Raw genomic sequence first — 16,768 nt, forward strand, 5'->3', positions numbered from 1 at the left:
CGGCGGGGCGCTCCGTAAGGGGTGGAACGGCGGCGTCCGAGGGGCTAAAGCATTCGGAGGGGCGGTCACCGGCGCGGCCAAGCGGCTCGGGTCGCTGACGGCGTCAGGTGGGCGGGCCGTCTGGTCCGGCATCACCACGGGTGCTCGGGCTGCCGCGAGCGGGATCCGGACTGCCGCAACCGCGGCGACCACCTTCAGCAGGCGGATGGCCACGCTCGCGGCCAGCGGAGCGAAAGCTGCCTGGGCGGGGGTCGTCTCCGGCGCCAAGAGCGCGGCCACGGCGATGAAGGCCGCCGGCCTGGCCTCCCTGGATCTCGCCAAGAAGATGGCGATCTCTACCGGCGCGGCGATCAAGTCCTCCGTCGCGTGGGCGGTCGAGCGCGTCCGGATGATCGCGACGGCCGTCGCGGAGAAGGCGACGGCGGCCGCGCAGTGGCTGCTGAACGTCGCGATGGACGCCAACCCGATCATGCTCGTCGTCCTCGGCCTGGCCGCCCTGGTCGCCGGGGCGATCTGGGCGTACGGCCACATCAAGTGGTTCCACGACATGGTCAACGCGGCCTTCCACGGCATCGGCACCGCTGTCGGCTGGCTGGTCGACTGGGTCAAGCAGCACTGGCCGCTGCTGCTGATGATCCTGACCGGGCCGATCGGCCTCGCGGTCGGCTTCATCGTCACCCACTGGAAAATGATCTCCAACGGGTTCACGTCCGCTTACCACAGCGTTCTGAACGCGGGAAAGTCGCTGCTGGGGTGGGTCCGTGCGCTGCCCGGCCGAATCCGGTCGGGGCTCGGCAAGCTCGGCTCGCTCCTCGTCACCGCCGGGCGCGACCTGGTCAACGGTCTGATCCACGGCGTCCAGCAGAAGGCCGGCGCGGCGGTCTCCGCCGTGCGCGGCATCGGCAGCCGCGCGGTCGGCGCGTTCAAGGGCGTCCTCGGCATCTCCTCGCCGTCGAAGGTGTTCCGCTCACTGGGCATCTACGTCAACCAGGGCCTGGTCGACGGGCTCACCGGCTCGACCGCCAAGGTCAAGACCGCTACCAAGCGGATCGAAACCCTGATGATCCAGACCCGGAACCGGATCTCGGACCTCTCCACCTCGGGCAGGACCAAGAGCGGCCGGGCGACCAACTCGTGGGTCAAATCCCACCTCAAAACGATCGCCCACCTCGAGGCGTACGCCAAGAGGGAGGACAAGGCCCTCAAGTCCCTGGCTGCCAAGCGGGACAGCGTCGCCACGAAACTGAAGGCCGCGCAGACGAAGCTCGCGGCGGTCCAGAAGCAGTGGACCGACGAGAAGACGTCCATCGCCTCGGGGATCATGCAGGGCACCTCGGTCGTCACCACGGCGGCCGACGACAGCCGGGCCCTGAACAGCAACGACGTCGTCAAGAACATGGCCGACCAGGTGGCCAAGGCGAAGGCGTTCGCGGCCCAGCTGGACCAGCTCCGCAAGAAGGGGCTGAGCTCGGATCTGATCGCGCAGATCGCCGGGGCCGGCGTCGAATCCGGCGGGGCGACAGCACTCGCCCTGTCGTCGGCGTCAGCTGCCCAGATCAAGCAGGTCAACAGCATGCAGACGTCGCTGAAGTCGGCGGCGAACAAGACCGGCACCGCTGTGGCGGACAGCATGTACGGCGCCGGCGTGAAGTCCGCTCAGGGGCTGGTGAAGGGGCTCCAGTCGCAGGAGAAGGCCATCAACAAGCAGATGGCCAAGATCGCCAAGCAGATGGCGGCGACCATCAAAAAGGCGCTCAAGATCAAGAGCCCCTCGCAAGTCTTCTCCGACATCGGCCAGTACATCCCCCAGGGCCTCGGCGCCGGCATCGCTGCGGCCGCGCACCACGCCACCAAGGCCGCCCGAGTCCTCGCCTCATCGGTGACAGCCGCCGGGGCCGTGTCTGGCCAGGGACTCATCACCGGTGCCGCCAACGGGGCACTCCCCGGACTCGCCTCCGGCGGCATGCGGGCACCTGTCATCCACCAGCACTTCTCGCCCACCATCACGGTGCAGGGGTCGGTGGTGACCGAGAAGAAGCTCGTCGATGTCGTCCAGAAGGGGATGTTGCAGCAGGGTATGCGCAACCCCACGACGTATCCCGCCTACAAGCGCTGACCAGCCTTATCCGTCTGATCCTGGCGCCACCGGGCGCCCCCTGAGTACGGAGGTGCCCGGTGGCCAACCCCAAGCTGTCGACGCTGTTCGATGCATTCACGGCAGCGTCGGTCGATACGGGTCTGTGGTCGAGCATCACCGGCACAGCCACCCTCGACACCCTGAACGACCTGGTTACCCTGCCCCAGCCGACCACCTCGGGCAGCACCAACGCCTTCGGCTCATCACGGCTGTTCGACGCTACGTCTTCACAGATCTCGGCGCAGATCGGTGTCGTCCCGAACGGCCTTGGCAACACCAAGACGATCTTCAAGCTGACGGTCGACGCGAGCAACTCGGTCGCGCTCCGCGTCGAAGCCAAGGTCTTCAAGTTCACGCTGCAGACGGCAGGGACCACAGTCACCACGACCCTGCCGACATACGACCCGGACGCGCACCGATGGTGGAGGCTGCGCGAATCCGCGGGCACCTGGTATGCCGAGGCCTCTGCGGACCGCCTCAACTGGGTGCTCCTCGCGTCGTCGGCCTACTCCTGGTCGACGGCGGCCATGACGTTCGCCCTGCAGACCAGCGCCGGTGCGGCCGAGGCGAGTGGGCTGGTCGCGTGGATCGCGCACGTCAACACCGAGCTCGGCGGCCGCGCGGACTACAACCCCAACTTCCCGCGCATGGAACAGGCCTGGGGCCCGTTCTGGAACTGCAACGGCGGCGACTCCCCGCTCGACCGGTACGTGGACGTCACACGGCGCAGCCGTGCCGCCTTCACGACGAGCCGTGGGCGGCAGTACGAGCTGGATCAGATCCGGGCCGGCGAGGCAGGCATTACGCTCGCGAACGACGACGGGGCACTCGACCCGACGAACTCGGCCGGGCCCTGGTACGGGCACATCGAGCCCTACCAGCCGTACCGGGCCCGAGCGCAGTGGCCCTCCACGATCAACCTGCTCTCCCAGACCCAGGCGACCGCCGGTGACCTCGGCGGTGAGCCGCTGGGCCTGATCAATGTGGGCGCTGACGGTCCCAGCATCTTCAGCAGCACGGATCCGGGAGGCGGCTCCTTCGTCACCAGCGCGACGGCGTGGCACGGTTCCGTGGTGGGCCAGTCCGCAGTTTCCGCGGGCTCGGCCTTGACGTATGTGGTCCAGACTCCGCAGCCCGCCGTCGAGCCGGGCCGGAGCTACACGACCACCATCCGCGTCCGAAACGTCACCGCTTCCACGTCGCTACAGGTCCGCGCTGTCATTACCTGGATCGATGCGACCGGCGCCCAGGTCGGGGGCGCGTCAGTCGGGACCATTACGACGCTGACCGGGGCCGCCGCGGCTGGGTGGACGACGCTCACGGCCTCGGGAGTGGCCCGCGCTCAGTCTGCGCAGATGTGGGTCGGCGTGCTGGTCGCCGCTACGCCGGCGGCGGCTTGTGCGATGCAGTACGACGGCTGGCAGTTGGAGCACGGCATGCAGTCCTCGCCGTGGACGTGCCCGGGCCGGTGGGAGGCGATGTACTCCGGGTATGTCGAACGCTGGCCGTCGTCGTGGACCGCGGGCGGTTCGTACGGGCTGGTGGCGCCGACCACTGTGGATGCTCTGAGCCTGCTCTCGCAGGTGCAGCTGCGTGATCCGCTTACGCAGGAGATCAGCTATATCGCGCCGCGGTTCATGTACAAGATGGACGACCCGGAGGGGTCTACGTCGGCTTCGGACGCGACTGGCCAGAATCCTGGTGCGCAGCTCGCGGTCTCCAAGCAGGGCCCGGGGTCGTTCGTCTTCGGTAGCGAGATCGCTTCTACTGACGCCGATGGGGGGTATGTCGGATCAGCTGGCACGGTCGCGACGATCAGCAACTCCAATCCGGGGGAGGCGGTCAATGCGCCGGCGACATTCCTGAGTCTCGGTAAGGCGGGCATTGTAGGACCTGCCGATCCGACTCTCTGGACGCGGATGATTGCGTTCCGCTATACCGGCCCGACGATTGCGGCTCAGTCGGTTCTCTGGATCTGCCTTGGCCGCCAGGTAGTCAACAACACATTCGCGGACTGTTACATCATCTTGAAGCTGGCTGCGGACGGAAGGCCTGTGCTCAGCGTGCAGGGGCCGAGTGGCACGTTTGTTAGCGTCTTCCCCGGCGGAGCAACTAATTGTGCTGATGGCGATTGGCATCTGCTGCTCTTCGGGTACAGCCAATCAACACAGCAGGTATTTTTCTCACAGGATGGCACGACTGCGGCCTATTACGGCAGCATCAATAACGCCGTTGCTCCCGTCGGGCTGGTCTCAGACAATATCGGCGGCTCGGTAGCTCCAGTAACCGGAAACCTGTCAGGATACAATTTCAAGGGAGACGTATCCTTTGTCGCGGAGTTCCCCAGATTCTTCCTGCCTGGCGATATCAAGAATATTTACGGGGCCTGGAAATCGGCGTGTGCAGGCGAGTCCACGGACGCCCGGTATCGCAGGATCCTGAAGTATTCCGGGTATAAGGGGCCGTCATCCGTAGAGGCAGGGTTGACGACCAGCATGGGGCCCGCGAATATCGACGGTCAGGACGCGGTCACCGCCCTGCAAGGCGTGGTGGACACCGAGGGCGGCGAGCACTTCGTCGACAAGAGCGGGAGTATGACTTTTCGCTCGCGGTCGTCCAGATACAACGCGCTCGAACCGATCTATATTTTCGGTGAGGACGTAGCCAACGGCGAGTGGCCTTACGAAGACTGCCTGCTCGATTTCGACCCGACGCATATCAGCAACATCGTCACAGTCACACAGGAATCGACCTCACAGACTTTCGTTGCACAGGATCCGCTCTCCATCGAGAACTATTTCCCGCGCACACTGGAACGGACGATCAACTCGTCGTCTGCCCTTGAATGCCAGGACGCCTCGAATTACCTGAAGAGCCGGTACAAAAAAGCACTGACCAGGGTTGATTCCCTTGTCCTCCACCCATCCGGGTACCCAGCCCTCTGGCCAATCTGTCTGGCGCTGGAAATCGGGATGCGGGTCCGTGTGGTCCGTCGGCCGAACGGGGCCCCACCGATCACCCTCGACTGCTTCCTCGAGAACATCGCCGTCTCGATGGACGAGGAGGGCGAGGCGACGTGGACTCTGCAGCTGTCGCCGGTCGACTCGACGCCCTACGCCGCGTTCGCCGCCTGGCACACGACCCTGCGGACGTCCGTAGCGTCCGGCGTCACCTCGATCAGCGTCAACGCCTCCCAGGACACGGTCAATCCGCTCCGCACGCAGCTCGCGGCCGGCCAGCAGCTCACCCTCGGCCAAGGCACAGCCAACGCGGAGACCGTGACGGTCCTCGCCGTCGGCGCAACCAGTCCCGGCTGGACGAACGCGACCCTCACGCTCACCGCCGCGACGACCAAGGCGCACACGACAACCGACGTGATCTGCGAGTCCCTCCCCGCCGGGACGACCGACCCAACCACCTGGGACGGCAACGTCTTCGACGCTGTCGCCTTCGCCTACTGATCAGCCAGAAGAGAGGCAGTTGCCGTGGCCCGCACTGTTCCCGTCATGCCGTCCGAGTCACCGGGCAACTTCATCACCGGCGCCCTGTTCAACGCGACGATCAAGGCTCTGGGCGATTTTCTGGCCGGCACCGGGTCGAACGGCGCTCCCATGTTCTTCGGCTACCAGGCGACCGCGCAGGCAGTCGCAACCGGTACGACCGGGGCGCCGCTCACGCTGGACGTCGAGATCATCGACACCGACGGTGGCCACTCCACCACCAGCAACACGTCTCGATACGTCTGCCAGGTAGCGGGCTTCTACCTGCTGTTCGGGTGTGTCACCTGGCTGCAGAACGCGACTGACGAGCGCATCGTGACGTACGCGAAGAACGGCACCACGATCGCCGGCGGCAGCCAGGTGCAGGCCAACCCCGTGACGTCAGCCCACGCCACGGTCAATACCGGCTCCGTGATCATCGTCCCGCTCGCGGTGGGCGACTACGTCGAGGTCGTCGGCGCCCAGAACTCAGGCGGCAGTCTCTCGACCGCTGCTGACGTCGCGGCAGGAAAGAACTGCTCGATGCTCTGCATGTGGGTTCACGCCTGACGCCTGACCTGCCCCCCACTCCCCCGAGCCCCGCCCTCCCGGCGGGGCTCTCGTCATGCCCAGGAGGCCTCGTGAAGGTCCGTTTCCTCGACGAGCATCCCAGCGACCGTGGCGGTCGGCTCGGCCGCCACGTCCAGCACGACCCCCGGTCGCGCGCGTACGCCGTGTCTGAGGACCTGCTGCCGAGCAGGTACACCAGCGCCACCCACAGCGTGCGCATCCCGGTCCTCGACCAGGGCGACCGCGGGTCCTGCACCGGGAATGCCGCCGAAGGGTACGTCGGCTCCGACCCGCTCTACGCCGCGATCCCGGCCAAGGTGCCGCCCCGGCCGACCGGTGACGCGACAGCCGACGAGGCCCAGGCAGTCGCCCTGTACGCGGCAGCAACGAAGCTCGACGACATCCACGGCACCTACCCGCCCACCGACACCGGCTCCACTGGCGTCGCCGTCGCCAAGGCCGCTCAGCAGGTCGGCCTCATCGCCGGGTACCAGCACGCCTTCTCCCTCGACACCGCGCTCCGAGCGTTGGCCGCGACTCCCCTGATCGTGGGCGTGAGCTGGTACGAGGGCTTCGACACCCCGAACCCCGCTGGCCTCGTGGAGATCAGCGGCCAGCCGCGCGGCGGACACGAGTTCCTGGTGTACGCGATCGACGCCGAGCAGCAGCTCGTCGGCGCCCGGAACTCCTGGGGGACGTCCTTCGGCGCCGACGGGAGCTTCTGGTTCAGCTTCGACGACTTCGGCCGCCTCCTCGGGGAGGACGGTGACGCCACCCTGTTCGTCCCGCTCTCCAGTCCCGCCCCCACCCCTGTCCCCACGCCCGCTCCGACGCCGACCGACGTCGACCAGGCGCTCGTCACCGCGTTCCAGACCTGGCGCGCAGCAAAGGAGATCTGATGACCGTCAAGGGTGTCGACGTCTCGTCGTACCAGAGCACCACCTTCGCTACCAGCGGGCTGGCCTTCGCCTTCGTCAAGGCGACCGAGGGCCTCTCGTACACCAACCCGCGGATGGCGCTCCAGGCCGCGCACGCGCGCTCCCAGGGGCTGGTCGTGGGCTTCTACCACTTCCTGCGGCCCGGGAGCGTGAAGGAGCAGGCGGCGCGCTTCGTCGAGGAGGCGGCGTCGCTGGCCGGCGACCCGCTGTGGGCCGACTGGGAGGACCCGGGCGTCTCGAACGCCGCGAAGGACCAGTTCCTGGCGGAGGTGAAGAGGCTGCGGGGATTCGACCACCGCGTCGGCCTCTACTCGAACCGCGACTACTGGCTGAACCGCGACAAGACCGGCCAGGCCGGCGACGCGCTGTGGATCGCTGACTATGTGACGGCGGGCAAGCCGCGCATCCAGGGCAAGTGGCTGTTCCACCAGTACACCGACGAGCCGCTGGACACGAACCGCGGCGCGTTCGCCGACAAGGCTGCGCTGCGCGCCTGGGCCGAGAAGGACACCACTCCGCCGCCGACCTTCGAGCCGTTCCCCGGGACCGCCTGGTTCAAGACGTCGCCGCGGTCGCCGATCGTCACGGCGATGGGGCGACGGCTCGTCGAGGTGGGCTGCGGCGCCTACACGAGCGGTCCGGGGCCTCAGTGGACGCCGGTCGATCGCGAGAGTGTCCGCCGGTGGCAGCACAAGCTCGGCGACAACGGGGGCCTCGCTGACGGGTGGTTCGGGCCGCTCCAGTGGGCGGCGCTTCAGGTCCCCAAGGTCTGACCCGGCGTCGGCGGCCGCCGACGCTCCCCCTCCGGATGAACGGATCACCTCATGATCAGTAACGCCGAACTCTGGGCATCCGCCATCGGCTTCGTCCTGCCACCCGTGATCGCGGTCGTCAACCAGCCTCGCTGGTCCGGCGCGATCAAGACCATCTTCATGCTGCTCGTCGCGGCCGGTGACGGCCTCGGCTCGTCCTACTTCGCGGGAAGCTTCACGGGCAAGAGCATCGTGACCTGCGTGCTCCTCGCGGCCGTCGCTATCGGCGTGGCGTACCACACGGTGTGGAAGCCGGGCGGAATCGCGCCGGGGATCGAGCGGGCCACGTCGACGAACGGCGGGCGTGCCCTGCCGCCTGCAGCCTGATGTGGCCCGCGGCTGGCAACGGCCTGAGCCGCCGCCGCGCGTTCCTCGTCACCGTGGGTCTGGGCTGGGCCGGGTATGGAGGGATCGGGATCCTCGCGAACCCGCGCTACGGCACAACCCGGAGCCTCGACGACATCACCCGCCATGTGTCCATGGAGGTGCTGGGCTGGCTGTGGGTCGCGGCTGGCGTGATCGCCGTGGTGTCCGGGGTGGTGCGGCGCTGTCCGCGGGTGCAGGCAGGCGGGTTCACCGCCCTCGCTACACCGGCCGCTCTGTGGGGGACGGCTTTTGCGATAGCTGCGGTGACGTCGTATCCGGCGGCGGCCGGGTCGGCCTGCGGATGGGTCGGGTTCGCGCTCGGAATCGTCTGGGTCTCCGGCATGGATGACCCGCTGCCGCCGTACCTGAGAAAGAGGCAGTGACGTGGACCTGGCGGCAATCACCGCGACCGGAGTCGCAGCGCTGGTCGGCCTGACGACGTGGACCCAGTCACGGGCCGCCAACAGGCGCTCCGACTTCACGACCATCACCGACCAGCTGAGGAAGGACCTCGCTGACGAGCGCGCCCAACGGAAGCTGACGACGTCATTCGTGCTGGACCTGCTGAAGTGGGCACGAAAGGTCGAGACCACCACGGCGGCCGGCCCGGTACCGGATCCGCCGCCCGACCTCGACCTCACACCCTGGCGATGAACGCGCCCCCTCTTGGCCTTCGGGCCGGGAGGGGGCGCTTTCGTGCGTCCAGGGTCAGGCGTCGAGTTCGGGGTGGCGCACGGCCCGCTTGAGAGCCATCTCCACGTCCAGGCGCGGCTGCTCAGTCACCTTGGCGTGCTCAGTGACGGCGGTCTGGACTGCGAGCGCGGTCGGCACGGTGCCGGTCAGGCCTGCTGCTCGGCCCACGCTGCACGCTCAAGCTCGATCAGTTCTTGAGAGAGTTTGATCTGTTTCGCCACCTCACGGAGCCTACAGCTGGGCCCGGTAGAAGACCTTCCCGCCGCGAGGCTCGGCTCCGAGCGCCTCGTAGAAGGCCAGGGCCGGTGGGTTGTCCTTGTCCGCTGTCCACTCGATCCGGGTGCAGCCGGCCGTGGCCGCAGCTTCCTTGAGCGCCGACATGAACTTCCGCGCGACACCGTGGCGACGGGCGCCCTCGCGGACGTACAGCTCCTTCAGGTACAGCGAGGTGTCGGCGCCAGCGGCCGGCCAGAGGAACGAGTAGGAGGCGAGGCCGAGGACCTCGTCGCCGTCGCGCGCCAGGAGGACAGTGGCCGCGGGCCGGTCGGAGAAGAGCGCGGCGCGGATCTGCGCCGCGTCCCCGGGGGTCGGCTGGCCACCGTAGTACTCCTCGATCTCGCCGAGGATCTCCGAGATGGCCTCAGCGTCTGCCTCGGTTGCCGGGCTGATCTCCACCACTGCTGTCCCTCTCGCCGGGGGGCAGCGCCAACACCTCGCGCAGCACCCGCACTTCTGACACCGCTCGTGCCTCTGGCACCCTAGCTGCGACCTCGCGGGCGCGGTAGATGATCAGTTGCGAGCGGTGGGCGGGTGGCAGGTCGACGACAGTGTTCGTGGCGTGCTGGGCGGCCGCAGCTGGGTCCCCGTCGGCCGCCAGGCACATGGCCTGGTCGAGGTGGATCAGCGCCCGGTCCATGAAGTCCGACGTCGGGTAGAGCTCCAGGGCGCGAGTCTGTTCGTCGTGAGCGCGATTCGTGACGCCAAGGTGTGTCCAGGCGTTGCCGCTGTGGAAGCGGAGTTGCGACTCGGAGTACCCGAACGCCGATGACGTCTGGTCCGGCACCGGGAGCCGCCCGAGGGCCACCTCTGCCGCGTGCAGTGCTGCGGCTGCGGATTCTGGGTGCCCGAGCTGGGCGTGAGCTCGCGCTTCCAAGGGTGCGGCGAGCGCAGGGCCGGCGCAGGGTAGGCCGCCGGCCAGGTGCTGGGAGCGGCAGGCGAGTTCGACGGCGCCCTGGAGGTCGCCTTCGTAGTACAGCTGGTATGCCTCCTGCGCGTAGATCCAGCTGAGAGTGGCACGGTCCTCTGCTGCGGCCGCCGCCTGGCGCCCGGTGCGCCACCAGGCGCGCGAGCGGTCGTCGCCCAGCTTCAGCAGGGTCAGGGCCATGAGGCCAGCCATACGCGCGGTGGCGACCATCAGACGTGTGCGGGTCGGGGCGGATTGGCGGCCCGTCAGCATCAGGCGCAGGTCGCCGAAGTCGGCGAGGAGTTCGGGGAGCAGTTCGGCGTCGGGCCGGTACCGGGTGGCTCTGCCGTGCCGGGCCACGGTGTAGTCGATCTCGTCGAGGCTGGCTCCGGACAGGGGGCCGGCGGCGAATGCCTCGCTGAGGCTGCGCTGTAGCGCGTCAGCCTGCGCGAGGGGGTCTGCGTCGGGGGCGATGTCCGCGAGGGCGATCAGCTCACCGTCGGCGTCGAGTGCGTGGTCCAGGGCAGCGGCGATGTCGTGCGTGGGGCGGCGGCGTCCGCGTTCCAGGTCTGAGACGTGGCTCTTGCTGCAGTTCGCCAGCAGGGCCACGTCGCGGACGGAGCGGCTTCCTCGTAAGCGGTGTAGTGCTTCGCCGAAGGTTTCGTTCATCGGTCTCTCCGAGCTGTCCGCTCTGTCCGCAGTGCTGCGGACGGGAGCGGACGCGACGCCTCTGTGCATGACGGGCTGTGTCCGAAACGCTACTCGTATGCACCGGAAGTAGTCAGCTGCAGGGAGAAACTCGTGTCCGCGAACCCACCGATGGAGACCGCTACTTCTCGCTGGCTTGCCTCCTTACTCCGGGATCCCGAGACCGCTCGCATCGACTGGCAGGATGGCCGTCCGGCGATGCTGCCGCTGGGCGCCGCGTTCGACGCGGTGCGGATGCCGCAGGAGCTCGTGCACGCCATGGCCGCCAGCTCCGTCGAGGACGCCGTCACGAGCACCCTGGCGGAGATCCTCGACGGCCCGGTGATCCGGGACCCCCACAGCTGGTTCTACGCCCTGGTGCCGCCGCAGACGACGGAGACGTGGCTGTCGCCGCTGGCTACCGTCCTCGGCCGCGGCGCCTGGCTGGGAGTCCCGCGCGTGGATCGAACGGCGCCTCCGGGCGTGCACTGGGCGGTACCGCCCGTACAGGTCGGCTCGCTCTGCACGCCGCCGGTCGTCGCCGAGCTGCTGCGCGTCGGAGCGTCACGTCTGGAGGTGCCGTGCCGATGACGAATTCGACCAGCAAACCGGTCGCCTACTGGGAGATGACTCCGGAGCACCGGGCGGCGTACATGGCCCTCCTGGACCACACCAACGAGTGCGTGCCGTGCAACGCCAGCGACGAGCGTTGCGAGGACGGGGCGAGGCTGCGCCGGGCGGAACGGGCTGCGCGATGACCTGGTGCGCGACCCGGGACGGCATCCACACCTTCCCCTACGAGACCGAGGTCGAGGCGTTCTGCCCTGAGCATGGCGTGACGCTGCTCTGGCACGGACCGCCGATCACGCCGCCGGACCTCGCCGGCGCCGAGCCCCACCCGGCGGAGCCGGCCGGTGACTGACCGGTCCTGCCTCGCCACGCTGGCGCAGCCGAGTTGCTTCGGCTTTCTCCTGCTGGTCGGCCTGCTGCTCCTCGCATGCAGCGTCCACGACCTCACCCTCTGACTCCCGTCTGCTGCTGACCCGGCGCCGGAAGCGCGTCGGCAGCAGGCGGGCCACCCATCCGATCCGAAAGAAGGAAACCACCCATGTCGATGTCGACTGTCGCGCATCCCCGAGAGAGCTTCCCGGTCGGGCCCGAGGGCGGCCACTTCCCGGCCACCGCCGAGACAGCCACCGGTCCCACCAGCCGGCCGTGGATCCTCCGCTTCGCCCGCGTACCGGACTCCGAGCAGGCCAGCGTGGTTCCGGAGACCGTCTACGACGAGACCCTGCAGATGTCGCTCACCCTGGACGGCGACTTCGTCACCTGCATGGCCAAAACCCACAGCCCGACCGTGCCGGACGGCAACGTGAAGAACCCGCCGCCGCTCGACGAGGGGACCAAGGACTGATGTCCATCCTCGTCATCGCTGCCCGCGACGACTGGCCCACCGACCGAGTCGTGAAGCAGCTCACCATGCGCGGAGCTGACGTGTTCCGCATGGACACCGGAGACTTCCCGCAGCGCCTCTCGGTCGCCGCGCGGATCGACCAGACGCAGCCGTGGGTGGGTGGACTGTTCACCGGGACCCGGACCCTGGATCTCTCCGACATCTCCGCCGTGTACTTCCGGGCGCCCGGGCCCTTCACGTTCCCGGCGGAGATGTCGGGGCCCGAGCGGCGCTTCGCTGCCGCGCAGGCGCGCGCTGGTCTGGGCGGGATCATCACGGCGCTGGACGGGTGCCGGTGGGTCAGCCATCCTGCTGCGATGGCGCGCGCCGAGTACAAGCCCGTGCAGCTGGCGGCCGCGCGGGAATGCGGGCTCACGATCCCGCCGACGCTCATCACCAACCGCCCGGACGCCGTACGGGCTTTCGCCGCGGAGATCCCGGGCAGCGTGGTCTGCAAGCCGATCGCCTCGCCCGTCTTCATCGAAGGCGACCAGCTCACCGCGGTCTACTCGAAGCGGCTCAACAGCGAGGACCTGGTCGACCTGCGCGGCATCGACAGCACCGCTCACCTTTTCCAGGCCTGGGTCGACAAGTCGCACGAAGTGCGGCTCACGGTCGTCGGTGACCTCATGTTCGCTGCCGAGGTGCATGCCGGGAGCGACGCCGCCCATGAGGACTGGCGTACGGACTACGGTTCCCTCACATACGTCGCGGCGGAGTGCCCTCGGGCTGTCGCGGCGGGCGTGACCCGGCTGCTCGCCACGCTCGGCCTGCGGTACGGCGCGCTGGATTTCGTCGTTGGCCCAGACGGTACGTGGACGTTTCTGGAGATCAATCCCTGCGGTCAGTGGGACTGGATCCAGCACGCGACGGGCCTTCCGATCGTGGAGGCCCTCGCCGACGAACTTCAAGGAGTGGCCTCATGACCGTGACTCACGACGTGCCTCAGCGCCTGGGCGTGCTCGTCGACGAGCTGCTGGAGGCCGGCGCGCTCCAGACGCCGGCCTCGACAGCGGCGTTCGCGTCGGTCCCCCGACACGCTTTCGTGCCGCGCTGGTACGAGCAGACCACCGATGAGCGCGGCATCGCCGTCTGGAACGAGCGCGACGACACGGACCCGGTCCTGTGGCTGGACGCGGTGTACAGCGACGCCACACTCGTCACCGCCTTGGACCCCGAGACCGCTGAGCAAGTCGGAGATCGGGCCTGGACCGGAGTAGCGACGTCGAGCAGTACCCAGCCCAGCCTCATGGCCGGCATGTTGGAGGAGCTCTTGCTGTCGGATGGTCAGCGGGTGTTGGAGATCGGTACGGGGACGGGCTACAACGCCGCGCTGCTCTGCGCCCGGCTCGGCGACGGCCTGGTGCACTCGATCGATGTCGACCCGGAGCTCGTGCGGTCCGCACGCGGTCGGCTTGCCGAGATCGGGTACGCGCCGCAGCTCGACGTCGGCGACGGCCAGAACGGCTGGAGCAGCAACGACAGGTTCGACCGGATCATTGCCACCTGTTCGGTGCCTGAGCTCCCCGCCGCCTGGGTCGACGCGACCCGGCCTGGCGGATTCATTCTCGCCGACATCGCTGGAGGGCTCGAGGGCGGGCTCGTTCGTTTCTCGCTGGAGTCGGACGGTACTGCCCGCGGTCGGTACACGGAGACGGCCGGTCGCTTCATGCCGGCACGGAGCAGCGCACTGGCGTACCCGGCGCGCGCCCGGGCGCCGTACGCGCCGGAGGTGAAGATCCGGCCGACGACGGTCACCGCCGCCGACATCCGGTCCCACTACGCATTCCGGCTCCTGCTCGGCTTCGTCCTGCCGTCTGCGGAGCTCGTTTACCACCTCGATGACGATGGGAGTACGGCTCTGCAGCTGCAGATGCCTGACGGCTCCTGGGCGCGGGCGCCTCTCGGCGGCGGCACTGTGGCGTACGGCGGTAGTCCCGAGCTGTGGCGCCAGGTCGAGGCGACGTGGGCATGGTGGTGCGAGCACGGGCGCCCGGAGCAGACCGAGTTCGGTCTTACTCGGGATCCCGACGGCGGCATGCAGGCGTGGTACGTCGGAGACGGTCGGCGCTGGGATCTCTAGGCGCGGCTACTCCCGAACGAGATCCGCGAGGGGTACTCCGATCGCATCAGCGATGAGCAGGAGATCGGTGAGCTTGGGGTCGGACGTGCCGCGCTCGATGCGGTGGATGGTCTTGACGTCGCGGCCGACTCGTTCCCCGAGCTGTGGCTGTGTCAGGTTCGCCGCTTCTCGTGCGTCTCGGATGCGGATGCCGATGACCTGGCGGAGCGGGAGTACCCAAGCGGGCAGCGGGTCGAGCGGCATCCGCTCACGCTGGAATGATCATGACTAGAAGTCATTACCTGTCTGGGTAATTTTCGTGATCATGCATTACCGGCAACCGCATACATATTTACTGACGTCCTGGAACGTGACGCATGCACGACACACAGACCTGATGCTTCGGCCCAGACCCCGCCGCCGCATCGACGCCGGCCTCCGCGAGGACCCGCCGGCGGCGAGCTGGCGACTGGAGGTGCCTTCCTGTGCAAGGGGTACCCGTCCAGATGACGGAACTCTGGTCGCCGAACGGCCCCCCGGCTCATCGCCGGGGGGCCGTTTTTTGGGCCCTCCAGGGGGCCCATTTATTACTCCAGGATTACTCGTCTTACGCGTGGATTACCCGATCTGGAGTAAAGCGCTGAACGCGACGAAGACCACGAAGAAGGGTTCCGACCCTGGTCAGGGGCACTGCAAGGCTCTGACCTGGTCAGGCGCTTTCCGCCTGGAACATCCACGCGTGCTTCTCCAGGTCCGCCGTCACCTGGATCAGGATGTCCTGCGTCACCGGGTCCGGTTCGTCCGTCGACTGGACTCGCTCGCGCATGCGGGTGATCACCGCGCCGAGGGCGTCCACCAGCGTGCGTACCGCGTCCTCGTCCTTGATCCAGCCGTCCGCGACCGGGGCGATGGCGCTCTGGGATGCCACCGTCGCTGCTCGGCCGTCCGGGGTCACGCCGATCGCCGCCGCGCGTTCGGCGACCGTGTCGGAGTGGCCGCGGGCCGTCGTCACGACCTCGTCGAGCTGGAGGTGTACGGAGCGGAAGCGGGGGCCCACGATGTTCCAGTGGACCTGTTTGGCGATCAGGGAGAGGTCGATCAGGTCCACGAGGGCACCCTGGAGCGCCTCCCCGACCAGCTTGAGGTCTTCCTCGGGCAGCGCGCTCTTCACCACAGACATGTGGTCCTCCTGGTCACGTGGATGGTGGCGGCGATGTGATCGGCCGCCCTTCCCACCATGACACAAATGCCACAAAGCGGGCATTCAGGATCGAAGAAGGCCCCGGCCGGTACGCGCGTACCGGCCGGGGCCTCTTCCGAACGTCAGGGATGGCTCGCCACCGTCAGGCGGCGGCGACGCCCACCGCCTCTTTTGGCGTCTTGATCGTCACCCGCTCCGTCGGCACCCCGGCCACCGACGTCACAGGGACAGAATTGAGCATTGGGCGTACTGGCGCAGGCACCGGCTCGTTCGCCGCTGCCGACGCTGCCAGCTCGGCCAACGACAGTTCGTCGCTCACTTCTCGCATGAGCTCGGACATCCGTACGTCAAGCGCGTCGCAGATCGCGGAGAGCAGCTCGGAGGATGCCTCCTTCTGCCCCCGCTCCACCTCGGAGAGATAGCCGAGTGAGACCCGGGCGGACGAGGAGACTTCGCGCAGAGTACGGCCCTGGCGCTGGCGCTGCCGACGCAGCACGTCACCCAGCAGGCGACGGAGCAGAATCATCGGTGGCTCCCTCCTCGGACCGCGTAGCCGCATCCTTCACGCCCCACCGTACCGCCTCGCGCCGCGGCCGTGCGGGGAGCGATGTCGTGTTCACTCAGGGCTGCAAACATCAATTCCCCCCGTTCTGTTCCGTATCCTGTGCCCGCCCGTTCCCCATGAGTTCGTCGGCGAGCAGTGCGAGAACGCTCCGTACACTCTCTTTACGGATTTCCGTCCGGCCGCCGTTCAACCGCAATGCGGCCACTTTCCCGTTGCCTTCCGGGCCCATGACCGCCACGTAAACGGTCCCCACGGGCTGCCCGTCCTGGGGATCGGGTCCCGCGACCCCGGTGGTCGCCGCGCCCCAGTCCGCCCGCAGTGCGCCGCGCACGCCCGCGGCCATCTGAAGGGCCACCTCCGGGTCCACAGCTCCGCGCTCGTCCAGAAGGGTCGCGTCCACGCCCAGGACGTCCCGCTTCAGATCCGTCGCATAGGCCGTCACGGACCCGCGGAAGGTCCGGGAGGCGCCGGGGACCGACGTCAGCTCCGCGGCCACCAGACCGCCCGTGAGGGACTCGGCGACGGCCAGCGTGCCGCCACGCTCGTCCAGCAGCGCCAGCACCCGCGCCGCCCCGGTCGGCTCCCCGCCGGTCCGCTCGCCGCCCCACACATCGTTGACGAG

20 protein-coding genes and 2 pseudogenes are annotated in these 16,768 nt (G+C 68.3%); 15 read left to right on the forward strand and 7 right to left on the reverse strand.

All coding sequences use genetic code 11. The features are described from left to right. The 9 genes and pseudogenes from HY68_RS43395 to HY68_RS01725 form a co-directional block, all read left to right on the forward strand. Positions 1-2,116, forward strand: a pseudogene (locus HY68_RS43395) (hypothetical protein); the annotation flags it as partial. 59 nt (positions 2,117-2,175) lie between these two features. Beyond that, positions 2,176-5,598 carry a hypothetical protein gene (locus tag HY68_RS01695; protein ID WP_041983674.1) on the forward strand — a complete coding sequence of 1,141 codons (3,423 nt, stop codon included), beginning with the start codon at positions 2,176-2,178 and terminating at the stop codon, positions 5,596-5,598. Positions 5,599-5,643: 45 nt separating this feature from the next. Next, positions 5,644-6,186 carry a hypothetical protein gene (locus HY68_RS01700; protein WP_041983676.1) on the forward strand — a complete coding sequence of 181 codons (543 nt, stop codon included), beginning with the start codon at positions 5,644-5,646 and terminating at the stop codon, positions 6,184-6,186. Positions 6,187-6,257: 71 nt separating this feature from the next. Further along, complete coding sequence (locus tag HY68_RS01705) at positions 6,258-7,085, forward strand: hypothetical protein (protein WP_041983679.1); 828 nt, start codon at positions 6,258-6,260, stop codon at positions 7,083-7,085. Beyond that, positions 7,085-7,627: pseudogene (locus HY68_RS01710) on the forward strand (glycoside hydrolase family 25 protein); the annotation flags it as partial. The gene HY68_RS01705 and the pseudogene HY68_RS01710, both read left to right, overlap by 1 nt. Beyond that, a complete protein-coding gene (locus HY68_RS45990) occupies positions 7,610-7,897 on the forward strand; it encodes a peptidoglycan-binding protein (RefSeq protein WP_277816773.1) in 288 nt (95 codons plus the stop codon). The pseudogene HY68_RS01710 and the gene HY68_RS45990, both read left to right, overlap by 18 nt. A gap of 51 nt (positions 7,898-7,948) precedes the next feature. Further along, entirely contained in the window at positions 7,949-8,263 is a 315-nt protein-coding gene (locus tag HY68_RS01715) for a hypothetical protein (RefSeq protein WP_041983681.1), read from the forward strand. A 53-nt stretch (positions 8,264-8,316) separates the two neighbouring features. Continuing rightward, positions 8,317-8,685: a hypothetical protein gene (locus tag HY68_RS01720; RefSeq protein WP_241778452.1), complete on the forward strand. Its 369-nt coding sequence runs from the start codon at positions 8,317-8,319 to the stop codon at positions 8,683-8,685. 1 nt (position 8,686) lies between these two features. Beyond that, positions 8,687-8,956, forward strand: coding sequence for a hypothetical protein (locus HY68_RS01725; RefSeq protein ID WP_041983683.1), 270 nt, complete (start codon positions 8,687-8,689; stop codon positions 8,954-8,956). Positions 8,957-9,010: 54 nt separating this feature from the next. On the opposite strand, the gene HY68_RS41775 is transcribed toward HY68_RS01725, so the two are convergent. From HY68_RS41775 to HY68_RS01735, 3 genes are all read right to left on the reverse strand, one after another. Continuing rightward, a complete protein-coding gene (locus HY68_RS41775) occupies positions 9,011-9,163 on the reverse strand; it encodes a hypothetical protein (protein ID WP_241778453.1) in 153 nt (50 codons plus the stop codon). Positions 9,164-9,226: 63 nt separating this feature from the next. After that, entirely contained in the window at positions 9,227-9,670 is a 444-nt protein-coding gene (locus HY68_RS01730) for a GNAT family N-acetyltransferase (protein WP_041983685.1), read from the reverse strand. Next, positions 9,636-10,847: a helix-turn-helix transcriptional regulator gene (locus HY68_RS01735; protein ID WP_041983687.1), complete on the reverse strand. Its 1,212-nt coding sequence runs from the start codon at positions 10,845-10,847 to the stop codon at positions 9,636-9,638. The genes HY68_RS01730 and HY68_RS01735 overlap by 35 nt, the downstream gene beginning before the upstream one ends. A gap of 132 nt (positions 10,848-10,979) precedes the next feature. Between HY68_RS01735 and HY68_RS01740 the strand changes: the two genes are divergently transcribed. From HY68_RS01740 to HY68_RS01755, 6 genes are all read left to right on the forward strand, one after another. After that, positions 10,980-11,456, forward strand: coding sequence for a hypothetical protein (locus tag HY68_RS01740; protein WP_041983690.1), 477 nt, complete (start codon positions 10,980-10,982; stop codon positions 11,454-11,456). Next, entirely contained in the window at positions 11,453-11,623 is a 171-nt protein-coding gene (locus tag HY68_RS42560) for a hypothetical protein (protein ID WP_157874274.1), read from the forward strand. The genes HY68_RS01740 and HY68_RS42560 overlap by 4 nt, the downstream gene beginning before the upstream one ends. After that, positions 11,620-11,787 carry a hypothetical protein gene (locus tag HY68_RS42565; protein ID WP_157874275.1) on the forward strand — a complete coding sequence of 56 codons (168 nt, stop codon included), beginning with the start codon at positions 11,620-11,622 and terminating at the stop codon, positions 11,785-11,787. Before HY68_RS42560 ends, HY68_RS42565 begins: the two co-directional genes overlap by 4 nt. Positions 11,788-11,973: 186 nt before the next feature. Continuing rightward, positions 11,974-12,279 carry a putative ATP-grasp-modified RiPP gene (tgmA, locus tag HY68_RS01745; protein ID WP_241778454.1) on the forward strand — a complete coding sequence of 102 codons (306 nt, stop codon included), beginning with the start codon at positions 11,974-11,976 and terminating at the stop codon, positions 12,277-12,279. Beyond that, positions 12,279-13,244, forward strand: a complete 966-nt coding sequence (tgmB, locus tag HY68_RS01750) for an ATP-grasp ribosomal peptide maturase (RefSeq protein WP_041983692.1) — start codon at positions 12,279-12,281, stop codon at positions 13,242-13,244. Before tgmA ends, tgmB begins: the two co-directional genes overlap by 1 nt. A gap of 32 nt (positions 13,245-13,276) precedes the next feature. After that, complete coding sequence (locus HY68_RS01755; RefSeq protein ID WP_241778455.1) at positions 13,277-14,401, forward strand: methyltransferase domain-containing protein; 1,125 nt, start codon at positions 13,277-13,279, stop codon at positions 14,399-14,401. Between the two features lie 6 nt (positions 14,402-14,407). Here the strand turns inward: HY68_RS01755 and HY68_RS01760 are convergent, their stop codons facing one another. The 4 genes from HY68_RS01760 to HY68_RS01775 form a co-directional block, all read right to left on the reverse strand. Continuing rightward, positions 14,408-14,644 carry a helix-turn-helix transcriptional regulator gene (locus HY68_RS01760; RefSeq protein ID WP_041983696.1) on the reverse strand — a complete coding sequence of 79 codons (237 nt, stop codon included), beginning with the start codon at positions 14,642-14,644 and terminating at the stop codon, positions 14,408-14,410. Positions 14,645-15,089: 445 nt separating this feature from the next. Further along, the gene (locus HY68_RS01765; RefSeq protein WP_041983697.1) at positions 15,090-15,560 is read right to left on the reverse strand and encodes a DNA starvation/stationary phase protection protein; all 471 of its coding nucleotides are present in this window, start codon (positions 15,558-15,560) and stop codon (positions 15,090-15,092) included. Positions 15,561-15,723: 163 nt separating this feature from the next. Then, positions 15,724-16,107 carry a helix-turn-helix transcriptional regulator gene (locus HY68_RS01770; protein ID WP_041983699.1) on the reverse strand — a complete coding sequence of 128 codons (384 nt, stop codon included), beginning with the start codon at positions 16,105-16,107 and terminating at the stop codon, positions 15,724-15,726. Between the two features lie 109 nt (positions 16,108-16,216). Continuing rightward, the gene (locus HY68_RS01775; RefSeq protein ID WP_041994984.1) at positions 16,217-16,756 is read right to left on the reverse strand and encodes a CinA family protein; all 540 of its coding nucleotides are present in this window, start codon (positions 16,754-16,756) and stop codon (positions 16,217-16,219) included. Between the last annotated feature and the right edge of the window lie 12 nt (positions 16,757-16,768).

This window comes from Streptomyces sp. AcH 505, from assembly GCF_000818175.1.
Taxonomy (GTDB): domain Bacteria; phylum Actinomycetota; class Actinomycetes; order Streptomycetales; family Streptomycetaceae; genus Streptomyces.

Excerpts from the sequence above, each read along its gene's own strand:
- HY68_RS01700 (WP_041983676.1), top strand. The coding sequence starts at position 5,644 with ATGCCGTCCGAGTCACCGGGCAACTTCATCACCGGCGCCCTGTTCAAC.
- HY68_RS01715 (WP_041983681.1), top strand. The coding sequence starts at position 7,949 with ATGATCAGTAACGCCGAACTCTGGGCATCCGCCATCGGCTTCGTCCTG.
- HY68_RS01735 (WP_041983687.1), bottom strand. The coding sequence starts at position 10,847 with ATGAACGAAACCTTCGGCGAAGCACTACACCGCTTACGAGGAAGCCGC.
- HY68_RS42560 (WP_157874274.1), top strand. The coding sequence starts at position 11,453 with ATGACGAATTCGACCAGCAAACCGGTCGCCTACTGGGAGATGACTCCG.
- HY68_RS42565 (WP_157874275.1), top strand. The coding sequence starts at position 11,620 with ATGACCTGGTGCGCGACCCGGGACGGCATCCACACCTTCCCCTACGAG.
- tgmA (WP_241778454.1), top strand. The coding sequence starts at position 11,974 with ATGTCGATGTCGACTGTCGCGCATCCCCGAGAGAGCTTCCCGGTCGGG.
- tgmB (WP_041983692.1), top strand. The coding sequence starts at position 12,279 with ATGTCCATCCTCGTCATCGCTGCCCGCGACGACTGGCCCACCGACCGA.
- HY68_RS01760 (WP_041983696.1), bottom strand. The coding sequence starts at position 14,644 with ATGCCGCTCGACCCGCTGCCCGCTTGGGTACTCCCGCTCCGCCAGGTC.
- HY68_RS01765 (WP_041983697.1), bottom strand. The coding sequence starts at position 15,560 with ATGTCTGTGGTGAAGAGCGCGCTGCCCGAGGAAGACCTCAAGCTGGTC.
- HY68_RS01770 (WP_041983699.1), bottom strand. The coding sequence starts at position 16,107 with ATGATTCTGCTCCGTCGCCTGCTGGGTGACGTGCTGCGTCGGCAGCGC.